Genomic DNA, 13788 nt, shown 5'->3' with positions numbered 1-13788 from the left:
CTATAGAAGTGAGATTTTCCAGATAACGTGAATTGTCAGATTTTTAAGATAATAATATTTCAAATATCCCAGGAGATAAAATTATGGTTCAAGTTCGCTATGGTGGCCAGAATGGCCAACAATATGAACTTGCTATCAGTGACGAACACGTTGTAGTGCGTACCGAAAGCCGCAGTGGTCTTGTCGGTGCAAGACCCTTTGAAGTAGCACCAGTATCACCCGTAGCTCGCAGCATCCTTAATGAATTCGAGCTAGCAACGCGGTTTCGACAAGCGGGTGTAGAAATTTTGCGAGCCAAAGTTCCGACTCTTGGTGTCGCTTTGCGCGATCGCGCCCGTGATATTCTCAACAATGAGTCTGAAGTCCAATTTGCCGGACGTGTTCTTATCGATCCAGCATCCAATCAACCGATAATTTACACCGAAAACCTCTTCGTTAAATTCCATAACGAAGAACAGTCAGGGGTTTGTCAAAATGTCTTAAGACGTTACGGCTTAACAATTAAACGCCAACTTGAATATGCACAAAATGCTTATTTTGTCAATGCACCTACAAATACTGGTATAGCCATCTTTGATATCGCCGAGAGACTTTTGCATGAAGAATCAGTTGAACTGTGCCATCCTGAACTAGTGCGTGAATCACGCCAACGTCAGGTTTTTTCGCAGCAGTGGCACTTAAAGCAAACAACAATTAATGGTAAGCTAATTAACGCCCATGTCAACGTTGAGGCAGCTTGGAAGTTGAGCGATGGCACAGGAGCGATTATTGCAATTATTGACGACGGCGTGGATCTTGAGCATGAAGAGTTCCAATCCTCTGGAAAAATTGTTGCCCGGCGTGATGTCACACGTAAAATTGACAATCCCAGACCGGGAAACGACGATAACCACGGGACAAGCTGTGCAGGAGTAGCTTGTGCCAACGGCAACTTTGGTGCATCTGGTGTAGCACCGGGTGCAAAGCTGATGCCGATTCGTTTAGCTTCGGCGCTAGGATCGCAGGATGAAGCAGATGCTTTTGTTTGGGCGGCTCAAAATGGTGCTGATGTAATTTCTTGTAGCTGGGGACCAGCAGATGGAGTTTGGTATGATCCAAACGATCCTCTACACAACCAGAAAGTACCTCTACCTGATTCGACACGCCTTGCTATGGAGTTTGCAATTAATAAGGGACGCAACGGTAAGGGCTGTGTAATTTTATTTGCGGCTGGCAATGGTAACGAAAGCGTCGATAATGATGGCTACGCCAGCTACCAAAAGGTGATTGCTGTGGCAGCTTGTAACGACTATGGCACCAGAAGCGCTTACAGTGACTTTGGTAAGGCGGTCTGGTGTGCCTTTCCTAGCAACAATGGCGATAGTTCTCAAACCCCTGGAATTTGGACAAGCGATCGCTCTGGTGTACTTGGCTATAATTCGGGTAATCCGAATCTGGGTGATGTCCCAGGTAACTACACGAACCAATTCGGGGGAACTTCTAGTGCTTGTCCGGGTGCAGCTGGTGTCGCAGCCCTAATTATTGCTAGAAACCCAAATCTGCGTTGTGAGGAAGTGCGAGATATTATTAAACGCTCCTGCGATCGCATTGATCCATCTGGAGGGAAATATGATACCAATGGTCGTAGTCCTTTCTACGGTTACGGTCGGATGAATGCTCTCAAAGCTGTGGAACTAGCCAAGCCACCGCAAAGATCACCCATCAGCAGATTCCAGGCAGTGCAAGATATCCCAATTAACGACCTACAAACATCAACATTATCGTTGGCGATCGCTAGTACTAGCCTAATGAAATCCATCAAAGTTAATGTAGACATTGAGCATACTTTTATTGGGGATCTTATAGTTACTCTTTTTCCCCCAGTGCAAACAGGTGTACTTCCTGTAATTCTGCACAATCGCCAGGGTGGAGCTACAGATAATATTAAAACAACTTATGACGAGATAAATACCCTTAAACTTGCTGCCTTTAAAGGTAAAAGTCCCGAAGGAACCTGGACTCTTCAAGTTGCAGATAAAGCTGACGCAGATATAGGAAAGATTCGCAGCTTAACCATTGAAATTGAATTTTAAGCCTAGCGTATTAGCTTACAGCAGTTTTATCTGTATTTTAACTACATCTATCGTAATGAATTTTCCCGTTAAGTCTTGAAAAGCTTGAAATTATTACTATTATAGGACTTACGCTTTCAAGGCACTGAAAACCTTGATTTCTCGTAGGGGCAATTCATGAATTGCCCCTACATTTCGTACTTGATGCGTAAGTCCTATATTAATTAAACTTAAATATAATTAAATACTACAGCATCAAAATAGCGGGAAAATAGTTAAAATTAACTTTGTGAATAATCAATAGTTAGCACATATAACTATTGATTATTCACAAAGTTTTATATCTGATTTTTCAGCAGTTTCGCACTCCTGACTAGTCTAAACTCCAGTTACATTGGAAAGTGTGCGATCGCTCTTTGGCTATGGGGCGACAAGCGCCCCATCAGAGTGCTGTAGGCTCTCTCACAATAATTATTCCTATATTGGCTTCAGATGTAGGCGGTTTATCGATTCGCCACCAACCCAAAGCCCCTTGGTCGCATCCATAAGCTTGAGCATAGCGGAAGCGAATGTAGTAAATTCCAGGTACATTAGGTGCTGTTAAGGTGAATCCACTTGAGCCTGAACCTTGGGTAGAACCATTGTAGATACAGGCTTGAGCGTTATTTTGACCTCCGATACCCACAATAATTTGATTAATAGATCCCCCTTGACACCCTGCACAATTATAAGTGTAATTAGTAGATCCATTAATCTTTTCTTCAGGATTAACAATTACAACATTACTAGTGTTGTTAAGTGTCAAATTAGTCAGTTTCACTTGACCATAAGTTGCAGAATTAGGTAGTAAAGATTGTGCCATTGCAGCCTTATCGAGTAGCAGGCTGTTGAGGGGAAGACCCATGCCGAGAAATGCAAGAGTAGTAACAAGCGTATTACAAAATTTAGCTCGTTGTGTAGACATAATTTTCTCCTTGTGATTTGCGTTATTTGTTGAGACTTTGAAATTAAGCGATAAATATCAGGAACTTGAATAATTTACAAAAATTCAACTTAAATAGCTTATTTAAATTAGTTTTTCGAGTGTTTTATTTTACTTAAGTTGGTAGGCACAATTAAACCAAACTAGGTAAAGTTCTGTAAAGCACCAGAAATACTTTAAATATGAGCTTTTAAGCAATTTACATTTCTTAATCAAGTTCTGTTTTTTAACACCTATTTACTTAGCTAACACACTTTTTTTATCACTATTCCCAAGTCAAATAAACTACTTTACCCAATCTTCAACATATAAATTTTTGTAATATATTATACATTTAAATAGGAGTATAAATATTTATAAACGAAAAATTATTCTTCGCAGAGATGTATTTTGTTCACTTATTTGAAATTCGATATCTTGTGAATTTTTGTTTTGTTCTTGACAAAAACGTAATTTCTTCTTTTATCAGAAATAATTTTGTGATATCTAATTCTACTCAAAAAGACATAAGTTAATTTTATATATAAACTGATAACATCTCTGCTCAAGCAACAATCAAGTTCATACAATCTTTATATAATGCTGTTAGCTGTGGAAAATCCGCTCATGACCTACATGAACACGTTTTAAGCACCATTATCCTGAACTCGATCCAGTAAGGGGAATGTACTTCGATGATGTTCAAAGGCGATCGCAACTTCTTGGAACCTATCCCACTAATAAAATTCTGTTAATCCAAATATGAATTGAAACAGGCAGCAATCCTGACTTTTCCCGTTATCTCCTTGACGGAGCGATCGCTGTGAGTGGTCTATTTACGTGAAAATAGCTGTAAGGATAATTGTAGGCTGGGTACGCTCTACCAAAGCTTTTTGCCCCCTCCTCGCTTGCGGGGAGGGGGTTGGGGGTGGGGTTTTTGTACCTGACTCAAGCGAGAACCGCTATATCCGTAACGATTCTCAATCCAAAATCTAAAATCTAAAATCCAAAATGGTATTAGCTTTGAGTCACAGTTTCTTTCGCCAAGAACTTCTCTAATTCTGTCAGCGCATCAGCATCAACCTTAGTTTGCATTGGGCAGAACTTAGGCCCACACATCGAACAAAATTCAGCAGTTTTATAGATATCTGCTGGCAGAGTTTCATCGTGATATTCCTTAGCTCTTTCTGGATCGAGTGATAATTCAAACTGACGGTTCCAATCGAAGTTGTAACGCGCCTTAGAAAGTTCATCATCTCTATCCCTTGCACCAGGGCGATGTCTAGCAATATCAGCCGCATGAGCCGCTATTTTATAGGCAATCAACCCATTCCGCACATCTTCGGCATTTGGTAGACCCAAATGTTCTTTAGGTGTTACATAACACAGCATTGCAGTACCGTACCATCCAGCCATCGCTGCTCCAATGGCTGAAGTGATGTGATCGTAACCGGGAGCAATGTCTGTCACCAATGGCCCCAAAACATAGAAAGGTGCTTCAGAACACTCTTCCATCTGCTTACGGACGTTGAACTCAATTTGATCCATTGGGACGTGTCCAGGCCCTTCCACCATCACCTGGACATCATCTTCCCAGGCTTTGCGAGTTAGCTGTCCGAGGGTTTTCAATTCAGCTAATTGTGCTTCATCTGAGGCATCATGGGTACAGCCAGGACGCAGGGAATCTCCTAAACTGAAGGAGACATCATATCTTTTGAAAATCTCAATAATATCTTGGAAGTGGGTATAAAGCGGGTTTTGTTTGTGGTGATGCAACATCCACCGCGCTAAAATACCACCGCCGCGAGAGACAATACCAGTGATGCGATTTCTCACCAAGGGCAAATGCTCAATTAAAATCCCTGCGTGGATAGTTTGATAGTCTACTCCTTGCTGGGCGTGCTTTTCGATGATATGGAGAAAATCATCAGCAGTCAGGTTTTCGATTGTGCCGTGGACACTTTCTAAAGCTTGGTAAACTGGTACTGTACCGATGGGAACTGGGGAAGCCTTGATGATGGCGGTGCGAATTTCATCCAAATTACCGCCACCTGTAGACAAATCCATCACGGTATCAGCACCGTACTTCACGGACAGATTCAGCTTATCAACTTCTTCCTGAAGATTAGAAGAGTTGGGAGAAGCGCCGATATTAGCATTTACCTTACATTTAGAGGCGATGCCAATAGCCATCGGCTCTAGGTTAGTGTGATTAATATTAGCCGGGATAATCATTCGTCCCCTCGCCACTTCCTCACGAATGAGATCAGCAGGGAGATTTTCCCGTTGGGCGACGTAGTGCATTTCTTCGGTGATAACACCTTGGCGGGCGTAGTGCATTTGAGATACATTACTCTGCCCACGTCGTTTAGCAACCCATTCTGTCCGCATATTGTAATTCCTCAATAAACAGCTTCCCTCCGCTGGTATTACCCAGACTCAGGTGTTAAGGGTGTGATCTCAGCCTGGTTATATAGGCACCCCTAGCATTGATGTAGTGTACCACCTTGGTTATATCTGGGAGCAAGGGTGTTAAAAATTTATGCTGTTTTTTCGGAGTCTGGTGATGTCTACGACGGGCTGCGCCTATGCTGTTTGAGTTGTTGCTGTTGAATAATGTCTAATATTGCCTTGTGGATTTCTTCTGGAGTCATTGATGCGGGATAAGTCGCAGAGGGAGGTTTTGCTGTCAAACGATCCGCAAATGCGTAAAAAGCCTCTTGATCATCTTGGTGTGCAAGGACGTAAGCGCGTAATTCTGCCTTGCTCATAGCATCAAAGTTTGGTTTACTCATGGATATTCCCAGTTGCCATCACGACTAATCAGAATTTCTATATCTTCTCCAGCCAAGATGAATATTTTTCCAGTGCGCTCATCCAGACGCACCATGTAAATTGGTTTGTAGGCAGTCGTCAATAATTGACATAGGTAGACACATTTTAGGGCTTGTCCTGCTGTTGGAAGGATAGCCGCTCCTTTGATATAAAAGCTTATTTATATTTTATAGTAATTTTATGAAGCCAAAGCTATACCATAGTCTGTTAATTTTGCCATCGCCGAAGTTTATGGCGATTCGCGTGCAAACATCTTCTGGTTTAGCAAGCTGTAACTCGAATATCAGAAGAAAAAGATTGTTCGGAATACTTTCTAATTAAGGCTTGGGCATTTTCGCGTCGGTTTCCTGTAAATAAATTACATACTACTTCTTCAGATTCAGAATAAAGATGTAATAATCCAAAGTCTTTCACCCGTGAATAAAGTAAGGGAACCTCTGCAAGAGCGAGTATAGTTGCTTTTTTGCGATCGCGCTCTTTTGCTTCATCTGAGTCATGGTATGAAGACTGAAAATCTACAACCAAACAAGGTTTATAATCATGGTTTGTTATTAAAGCATCGACATTAGAGCTAAAGAAGAATTTTTTTAGTTCCCAATCAATGCTTTCGTCTAGTACGCAAAATTGACATAAACTAACCTGTGTATGAATTTTATAACTATCATCTACACAAGTTTGCAAAAACTCTAACATCCTTTCTTCGTAGGCATTAACTAGCCTTTTGACTTTGACAGACATTATTGTTGCTCCATGAGGATTTTTGCAAAATAAGTGACAAATTCTTCTAATACTTCTTTTGAATTTATAGCTACCTGGTAAGCATAATGAAAAAGCTTATCTTTACCTATGTCGTCTTTACCAATTTTTAAACAACAGTCACTATTATCCAAAGAATTGGAAAGGGGATGCTTACTTATATATTTTTTTTGGATTATATCAATGATTTGCATATCATTAATATTTTGAGTTTTAGAATCAGAATAAGTATTTTTGGCTTCTTTATAAGCTATACCCTCAAAATTTAATTCAAATTCTCCTGAAATTTGTCCTTCAAAAGTTTCTCTATATTCTTTACTTAAATCAAAAAAAACGCTTCTTTTACTAGGTCTTATCCAATAAAATTTTGATATTTCTTGAAACATTGTTACTACATTTTTCAATTCAGGCATTTTTGTAAAAAAATTGATTGAAAAGTTTAGCTTTAGCAAATACGGCTCTAATATCTCCTGAGGAATAGAAATAGATAAACCTTCTTTTCTTTGAGCCAAAATAAGCTGATAACGTTTAGCTCCTTTTCCAGGATTTTTCAGTTTATATCCTATGTATTGAGATGTGCGTTTTTCCTCAAACTTGTCATAAAAACCAAGTTTATTCAGCAGACTGGTAGCTAAAGACAGCAAATCTTCCCCGCCTTCAATCACCTGAATATTTGTTGAAATCAAACGGGGAACGCCGTTTTCTACCTCAAAACGCTGGATGACATCGTATATAATTTTTGACATTAATTAATTCCCAAAAACCTTGGGTTAGGTTGATGGAAATAGTTTAACGCTTATTCTGAAATAATCCAATAGTCTTAGATAAGATTTTTAGATTTTCTTGGCAGTGCTTATTCTCCCCATAGCTTGATGGCTATACGAAAGGCGATCGCACCCTCATACCCTTCAAGCAAAAGCTTTTAACCACCAGGTATTATGGGGCGATCGCCTTAAATTTGTACCTTGACGTTTATGGACAGGGAGAGGTTTGTTAAACTTGCTGTTTCAGCAACTAGGCACAGCTACTTTCGCGTGTTTGTTAACATAGTCCACAAATAATTGCTTCAGCCGGGGACTAACACCAGCGTGTTCAAAAAATCCAAAACCCAGATTCTTAGCTCTTGCTAAGGTTTCTTCTGGCGTTAATCCTTCCTGGATTGCGATACTTAAGAGCGCAATTCCAGTCGATCGCATCCCGGCTGCACAATGCACCACTGCTGGTTTAGGGATTTGTTCGAGTGTCGTAAGGATTTTGGTAATAGCCTCTTCATTTAAATTTTTTAAATCCACCTTGAGTGGAACATTCGTATAATGCAGCCCCAATGCTTCCGCTACCTTTTGCTCATCCTGAGAAAATCCTAACTCATCAGGCGATCGCAGATTTAAAACGGACTTAAAACCTTCTTGAATAGCTTGCTCAAGCTGTTTTGGTATGACTTGTCCTGTTGTTGTCAAGTTTTCGTTAATCTGTATGGCGTTGATCACATTCACTCCTTTTCAATTTCTAATGGCTTCCAGCTTGGTAAATAGTCGAATCAGCAAGCTTTAAGAAGACATTCAAATAAGCACTGCAAAATAAGCCAAATATCAAAACATATTGCTTGATTACTTCAAAATATGTCTTTTGAAGTTGGTTATTTTATTGCTTTATCCATAATATACGGTTTGTCGATAGATTTATGGGTAATTTAGTTTTATTATACTTTTTGGCGATATAATTACGGTAATTTATATTTTAAGAGTTATATTATTGGGCAAGTTGGGGGAGCAATTAGATCAAGATTTTCGTGAATAAGGGTATAAATAATGATTGCTACAGAACAAGTTTCTTCTCTATCCATTGGGATAGTATTGTTCCCAAATCTGACGCAGTTAGATTTCACGGGGCCCTATGAAGTCTTTGCAAAATTGCCAAACGTGCAATTATATTTGCTAGCCCAAACACTCGAACCAATTCGTAGCAATTTCGGACTGGCTTTTCTACCTGACACAACCTTTGCTCAAGCCCCAGCCTTAGATGTGTTATTTGTGCCAGGAGGGCCAGGGATCAATGCCAAAATGGAAGATGAAAAGTTTCTCGACTTTCTCAAAACCCAAGGAAAACAAGCCCGCTACGTTACGGCTGTCTGCACTGGTTCTCTGCTTTTAGCGGCGGCTGGTTTACTTCAGGGCTATCGCGCTACTACTCACTGGTTATCGTTGGATTTACTTGAGATGTTGGGAGTTGAGACAGTTACCCAAAGGGTTGTCATTGATCGCAATCGAATTACAGGCTCTGGTGTGACAGCCGGCATTGATTTTGGGCTGGCTCTAGCTGCTGAGTTATTCGGGGAAGCGATCGCTCAAGCAATTCAACTAGGGATTGAATACAATCCCCAACCGCCTTTTAACAGTGGTTCTCCCGAAACTGCTCCTGCTGCTGTAGTTGCTCGCGTTACTGCTGCGAGTCACAATGCTCAGGAAATCAGACGGCAGATTGTCCAGCGAGTTGTGACTCAATTGCAAACTGCTAAGATCACTAAAGTAGTTTAGGACTTACGCATCAAGTACGAAATGTAGGGGCAATTCATGAATTGCCCCTACGAGAAATCAAGGCTTTCAATGCTACGTAACTAAAATTTTGCATACCAGCGCTGAACCTATGAGCGCTAACCAAATATCTCTTCGGCCTGCCCAAGAAACAGATGCGTGGGTGCTGAGTGCAATTCATATTGCTGCCATCAAAGCTTTGCCTACAACTTTTTACACCCGAAAAGAACTTTTAGCTTGGCGTAATAACCGCGACAAACCTGATGGTTCAAAAATCTTGAAGAGTATGAAAGCGGAAACTTTCTGGGTTGCGATCGCGGGAGATGTTGTTATAGGTTTTGCTAGTTTTATTGTTGATGAACTGATCGGGCTGTATGTCCATCCTAAATATCAAGGTAAAGGTGTCGGGCGTGCTTTAGTCCAACATTTTTGCGATGAAGCAACTAATCAAGGTATAAATAAGGTAATTACAACTGCTAGCCTCTATGCCGAAGGCTTTTATTTACGACTGGGATTTACTGCCATCCAAAAAGCGCCTCATTATTTAAGAAGTGGAGTAGTTGTTCCAGTTACTAAAATGAGTAAAATATTAGTTATTGCACCGAAATAAGTTTAAGCCAATATAAGATTTTCAATAACTTTAAAAATGCTAGTATCAAGATTATTTTTATTCAAATTGCCACAGCTTTTTCCACATAACATATCATGGAAGTAAGTACTTGTTAGCATAAATGAATAAAGCCATCCGTTCATCAACTCTCACCCGTACACGTTTGATAGAAGGCGCTTCACAGGTATTTGCTAGCTTAGGTGTTCAAGGAGCAACTACCCGTGAAATAGCTCGTGTTGCTGGTGTGAATGAGGTGACTTTATTTCGCCACTTTGCTAGCAAAGAACAACTTTTGGGAGCAGTGATCAAAAACGCCTTGGCGCTCCAAACAGAAGCCCTTGCACACCCCCAAGCGTGGACGCAGGATCTAAAAATTGATTTAATCCGGTATGGCCATCTTTACAATACTATGCTAGAAGCACAGGAAGACTTAATTCGTACCTTCATTGGAGAAGCCAAACGTCATCCTGAGGCAGCGAAACAAGTGATTCAAGAAGCTGCCAAGCCTTTAGGAGAAAAACTGGTAGCTTATCTGCAATCGAGTCAGAAACGAGGTACTGTCAGAGCAGATATTGATCTATTTTCAGCAGTTGATATGTTTAAAGGAATGTTATTAGCTGGAATGCTATGCCGTAGTGCAAATTGCACTCAAGGCAGCTATAGCTGTGAGGATTATATCGAAACCTGTGTAGATATTTTTGTGTGCGGTATCAGTGCCACTGCCCTCTCAGTTGTCAATACGGCTGTAAGCCATACTCAAGAGACAACAGCTTTAGCGATCGCTACTGAATAGAATGAAAGCATCCCGTCAGGTGCAAAAACCTTGATAGCCCTCATCCCCTAACCTATCCCCCGTCATATGGGATTCGGGGAACTAGAATTATATCTCCCCTCTCCCATATTTGGGAGAGGGACTGGGGGTGAGGGAAAAGATTTAAGCCAAAATTGGGATGCTACTGAATAGAATTTATGTTTATTAAAATTCACTAATCTATTAACAAAAAAATTATTTTAGCATTATCGGTATAATTATTCAATTAGAGGTTCACAACAGTTATTCTGAAGTATTAGCTTGAGTAGAGCCGCCACTAACTAAAAGGGCTTGTTGTTTTGCCAGTACTTGTTTGCGTAACAAAAGTAATTGTCTATCTTTAATCCCTTCTGCCATCAATCCCTCAACAGTGTTCATAAGATAATCAGCGCAGGAACCTAATTTTCCAGATGCGGTGGCAATACTATTAACAGTGGTTGTTAATGGTATCCGATCGGCATACCTGGGATGTTGGCGATTGGCAACGAAGGCGATCGCTTTGAATTGCTGTGTACCATCAAACACCTTTACCCAACGAGCAACGTAGACACCAGCCAACATCTCCCGTCGCCAAATCAGCAGTAATTCCGATGGTACATCAGCAGCAGCAATTCGATAAATAATCCCACGACAACTACCGCCCCGATCGAGTCCTAAGAGTAATCCTGGATTCTCTGGAGTACCACGAGCGAGGATCATCCATGTACAGAAGCGCCGATGCCAACCATAAATGATCCCAGCACGGCGCTCGACGTATGTGATTAAAGGATTCCAAATCAGCGAACCGTAGGCAAATATCCAAATATCAGAATTTGGCGGATGCTGTTGTAGTGTTTTATGGAGCGATCGCTCTAACTCATCTTCGCTCAGAGTAGTTAGCTTTATTCCAGAGTGTGATGCTTCTAATAGTCTTGTCTGTTCATTTTTGGCTTCGAGGTCGCTACGGCTAAGTGACATAGTTTAGATTATTCCCTCACGTCCCTGGTAAATTTTGCAACTGCTCATCCAAATGACTACGATCTGCCAAAACCTTTAACAGCGGCCCATGTGAGGTAAATTCTACAATACTGACCGAAGCAACAGGACATCCCAAACGAAAACGGAAGCGTCCTACATCAATCCCTAGTAAACTACACAGCATAATTCTGATAGTTGCTTTATGTGAAACAACTAAAACATTACCACTACTATAATTGTGTTTAATTTCTTCAATTACCTGTAAGGCACGAGAAGCAATTGTAACAGCCATTTCTCCATCAGTTGGAGCATTCCAAGCCGGATCTGCTGACCAGCGAATATAATCATCGTGATATTCATGGCTAATTACTTCTGGCGTTTTTCCTTCCCATTTACCATAGTTGATTTCTTTTAAACCATCTCTGAGTTGTGGTTCTATCTTTATTGCTTCACATAAGGGTTTTGCTGTCAATACAGTTCGCTGCATTGGACTACAAAATATTGCTGTCCAATCCATAGAACTATATACTTGAGCAAAAGCCTTTGCCATATCCACCCCTTCTGGGGTAAGTTCTGAGTTTATGGAACCGCAAAAGGAATTATTGCGGCTGCATTCTGTCTGTCCGTGACGGAGGAAATAAAGAGTTAGGCTCACCGTATATTCTCATTGATTGTAAATTTAAAAGCGCTAAAAATCAGATGTAGCTGAAGATAATTAACGCCTGTGGTATATTACTACAATTTTTTGATATTTGGAATGATTTTCAGGGCAAAGTTAGCGCAACTAGGGCTATTTCATTCTAAAATGTGACGTTTTCAAAGTCCCTCTCCCAGACTTGGGAGAGGGATTTAGGGTGAGGGCAAAAACTACGGTTCTCAACTTAAATCGCGTTTAAATTCTTATTTTTCTGAAAAAGATTCCTAAAAACTGCCGTAAAAATAGAATGAAATAGCCCTGTTAGCGCAACTAGGCTCGTGGTAGATATCGCCCTATAGCGATCGCTTATCTTGGCCTATATTTTAATAAACTATAAACTTGAAATCTATAGAGGTTATTCCTCTAATTTGTTATACATTTATTTTATAATATAGAGACGTAATTTATTACGTCTCTATATTAATGCCAATCAAGCTAATTCTCTAACTTTCCACGCTTACTAAGAGCGGAAAAAGGTATAGCCTTCAATCTTCAATCCTTCATTATTTTTTGCCTAAATGGAATCCACCCCATTTGTATTCCTATTTCTGCAAAAAATTTAAATTAGTTATTAGTCAATATTTTTCTTGACATTATCTTTCACGTCTTCAATCCCGTGACGTACTTCGCTCTCAGCTTGCTTTGCTTTACCTTTAGCTTTATCTTCTGGATCTCCAGTGACATTTCCTAAAGCTTCTTGGGCTTTACCTTCAACATTTTTAGCAGCTGCTTTTGCGCGATCTTCAATGCTCATTTTGTACTCCTGATTTAATCAAACAAAAATTTACTTCAAAGCTGTAAACAAACCTTGAAATATTTTGTTATTACCTTTACACACTAGCTTAAAATTTTTGCTAAAGCCTTCCACCACAAGGCAGATTCAATAATTCGTAATTCGTAATTCGTAATTCGTAATTAATAAAGTTAGTTGTAGTAAGGGTTTTGGCTGTTGGTTGAATATAAAATAAAGAAAGAAGAGTTTAGGTATCTATGCTAAAAGACATAGAATAAGTGCAAATATTGTAATCTCTACTTTTAAGTTTATAGTAAAAAAAAACCAGTTCTTGTACGGAACTGGGTTATAAAGTTATGGGGATATTTTTTGTCTAATCTAGAAAACCCATTAGGCTTTCAGAATTATCAATCTCATTTGATGCGATTGGACGATTACCGAAGGTGGAATAGCTTTCATCAATTACCAATAAACTTGAGCCAATTGGACGAATCCCAGAGAGATTTATACTTTCAACGACTTCAAATTTATTAGCGCCAATTGGACGAATACCCATTGAGTTATAGGTTTCAACTACTTCCAAGGTACTGGTGCTAACAGGACGCACCCCAGCAATTGAGAGGTGTTCAGCAACTTCTAAGTCGCTAGCGCCTATGGGACGAATTCCAGAAATGGCGAGTGTCCCAGTAGCTCCAACTGGCAGTTCATTAACTTCCTCGACTTTATCAGCATTCAAGCTCTGGTCTTGTTGATTTTCAACTTCCTCTCTAGCTTCCCCTTGAGACTTGGCATACTTTTGCCGAGAACTGGTTGCTTTGCCAGTGTTGCTAATAGTCATAAATGAAA

At 40.2% G+C, this 13788-nt stretch carries 15 protein-coding genes and 1 riboswitch; of the genes, 4 read left to right on the top strand and 11 right to left on the bottom strand.

The window, feature by feature from the left end; translation table 11 throughout:
• Window positions 1–83 precede the first annotated feature (83 nt).
• Complete coding sequence (locus tag V7K73_RS06030; RefSeq protein WP_334878049.1) at window positions 84–2072, top strand: S8 family serine peptidase; 1989 nt, start codon at window positions 84–86, stop codon at window positions 2070–2072.
• 421 nt (window positions 2073–2493) lie between these two features.
• On the opposite strand, the gene V7K73_RS06025 is transcribed toward V7K73_RS06030, so the two are convergent.
• From V7K73_RS06025 to V7K73_RS05995, 7 genes are all read right to left on the bottom strand, one after another.
• Entirely contained in the window at window positions 2494–3015 is a 522-nt protein-coding gene (locus V7K73_RS06025) for a hypothetical protein (protein ID WP_334878047.1), read from the bottom strand.
• A gap of 1014 nt (window positions 3016–4029) precedes the next feature.
• Entirely contained in the window at window positions 4030–5403 is a 1374-nt protein-coding gene (gene thiC, locus V7K73_RS06020; protein ID WP_334878045.1) for a phosphomethylpyrimidine synthase, read from the bottom strand.
• A 7-nt stretch (window positions 5404–5410) separates the two neighbouring features.
• A riboswitch (TPP riboswitch) is annotated at window positions 5411–5507 on the bottom strand.
• Window positions 5508–5582: 75 nt separating this feature from the next.
• Entirely contained in the window at window positions 5583–5807 is a 225-nt protein-coding gene (locus tag V7K73_RS06015; protein WP_334878043.1) for a DUF6887 family protein, read from the bottom strand.
• Window positions 5804–5980 carry a DUF6888 family protein gene (locus V7K73_RS06010; protein WP_442936740.1) on the bottom strand — a complete coding sequence of 59 codons (177 nt, stop codon included), beginning with the start codon at window positions 5978–5980 and terminating at the stop codon, window positions 5804–5806. Before V7K73_RS06010 ends, V7K73_RS06015 begins: the two co-directional genes overlap by 4 nt.
• Window positions 5981–6108: 128 nt before the next feature.
• Entirely contained in the window at window positions 6109–6585 is a 477-nt protein-coding gene (locus V7K73_RS06005) for a DUF2726 domain-containing protein (protein ID WP_334878040.1), read from the bottom strand.
• Window positions 6585–7349, bottom strand: coding sequence for a hypothetical protein (locus tag V7K73_RS06000; protein WP_334878038.1), 765 nt, complete (start codon window positions 7347–7349; stop codon window positions 6585–6587). Before V7K73_RS06000 ends, V7K73_RS06005 begins: the two co-directional genes overlap by 1 nt.
• A 261-nt stretch (window positions 7350–7610) precedes the next feature.
• Window positions 7611–8090, bottom strand: a complete 480-nt coding sequence (locus V7K73_RS05995) for a beta-lactamase hydrolase domain-containing protein (RefSeq protein WP_334878036.1) — start codon at window positions 8088–8090, stop codon at window positions 7611–7613.
• Between the two features lie 321 nt (window positions 8091–8411).
• On the opposite strand from V7K73_RS05995, the gene V7K73_RS05990 reads away from it, so the two are divergent.
• The 3 genes from V7K73_RS05990 to V7K73_RS05980 all read left to right on the top strand — a co-directional run bounded on the left by V7K73_RS05990 (window position 8412) and on the right by V7K73_RS05980 (window position 10537).
• A complete protein-coding gene (locus V7K73_RS05990; protein ID WP_334878034.1) occupies window positions 8412–9137 on the top strand; it encodes a DJ-1/PfpI family protein in 726 nt (241 codons plus the stop codon).
• 109 nt (window positions 9138–9246) lie between these two features.
• A complete protein-coding gene (locus V7K73_RS05985) occupies window positions 9247–9744 on the top strand; it encodes a GNAT family N-acetyltransferase (RefSeq protein WP_334878032.1) in 498 nt (165 codons plus the stop codon).
• Between the two features lie 121 nt (window positions 9745–9865).
• Window positions 9866–10537 (top strand): TetR/AcrR family transcriptional regulator, encoded by a 672-nt coding sequence (locus tag V7K73_RS05980; protein ID WP_334878030.1) that lies wholly within the window; start codon window positions 9866–9868, stop codon window positions 10535–10537.
• Window positions 10538–10798: 261 nt separating this feature from the next.
• Here V7K73_RS05980 and V7K73_RS05975 read toward each other — a convergent pair whose 3' ends face one another.
• The 4 genes from V7K73_RS05975 to V7K73_RS05960 all read right to left on the bottom strand — a co-directional run bounded on the left by V7K73_RS05975 (window position 10799) and on the right by V7K73_RS05960 (window position 13780).
• Entirely contained in the window at window positions 10799–11512 is a 714-nt protein-coding gene (locus V7K73_RS05975; protein ID WP_334878028.1) for a gamma-glutamylcyclotransferase, read from the bottom strand.
• A 16-nt stretch (window positions 11513–11528) separates the two neighbouring features.
• Window positions 11529–12167, bottom strand: coding sequence for a histidine phosphatase family protein (locus V7K73_RS05970; protein WP_334878026.1), 639 nt, complete (start codon window positions 12165–12167; stop codon window positions 11529–11531).
• 613 nt (window positions 12168–12780) lie between these two features.
• A complete protein-coding gene (locus tag V7K73_RS05965; RefSeq protein ID WP_099103871.1) occupies window positions 12781–12963 on the bottom strand; it encodes a CsbD family protein in 183 nt (60 codons plus the stop codon).
• Between the two features lie 352 nt (window positions 12964–13315).
• A complete protein-coding gene (locus V7K73_RS05960) occupies window positions 13316–13780 on the bottom strand; it encodes a hypothetical protein (RefSeq protein WP_334878025.1) in 465 nt (154 codons plus the stop codon).
• Between the last annotated feature and the right edge of the window lie 8 nt (window positions 13781–13788).

This window comes from Nostoc sp., from assembly GCF_036916975.1.
Lineage (GTDB): Bacteria > Cyanobacteriota > Cyanobacteriia > Cyanobacteriales > Nostocaceae > Nostoc.
This window is presented reverse-complemented; position numbering and strand designations above follow the sequence as displayed.